Raw genomic sequence first — 572 nt, 5'->3', positions numbered from 1 at the left:
AACGACGATCTGCAGAACTTCATCAGCGCGAGCGATATCGCTACCTTGTTCGTCGACAAGACGATGAAGATCAAGCGCTTTACATCGAACGCGACTGGGCTTTTCAACCTGATCCCGTCGGACGTGGGCCGCTCGCTCACCGACATCACCCACCGCCTGCGCGACGACTCGCTAACCGCCGATGTCGACGAAACCCTTCGCACGCTCGCCACGCTTGAACGCGAAGTGGAAAGCACGGATGGGCGATGGTTACTGGTGCGTGTGCGCCCGTATCGCACGGCGGATGACCGGATCGAGGGGGTGGTCATCACGCTGATCGACATCACCGCCCGCAGACGAGCCGAACAGCGCGTCAGAGAAGGCGAGCAGCGGCTGCGGCTCGCCGCTCAGTCGACGAAGGACTACGCGATCATCGTGCAGGATCACGACGGCATCATCCAGAGCTGGAACCGCGGCGCCCAGCGTCTCTACGGTTATACCGAGGACGAAGTGCTGGGGAAGAACATCGACATCATCTACGCCCCCGATGACAAAATTAGCGCAGTGCGCGAACGCGAACTCGCTTCGGAGGA

The 572-nt window shown here is 60.8% G+C and carries 1 protein-coding gene; it reads left to right on the top strand.

Going from position 1 to position 572, the window contains the following annotated elements; translation table 11 throughout:
- Positions 1-63 precede the first annotated feature (63 nt).
- Positions 64-572, top strand: a 509-nt coding sequence (locus QCE48_RS31695) for a PAS domain-containing protein (RefSeq protein ID WP_309794494.1), incomplete at its 3' end; no start/stop codon positions are given.

It is taken from the genome of Caballeronia sp. LZ024 (assembly GCF_031451455.1).
Classification (GTDB): Bacteria; Pseudomonadota; Gammaproteobacteria; order Burkholderiales; family Burkholderiaceae; genus Caballeronia; species Caballeronia telluris.
Note: the sequence above shows the minus strand (reverse complement) of the source record. Positions and strands in the feature narration are given on the sequence as shown.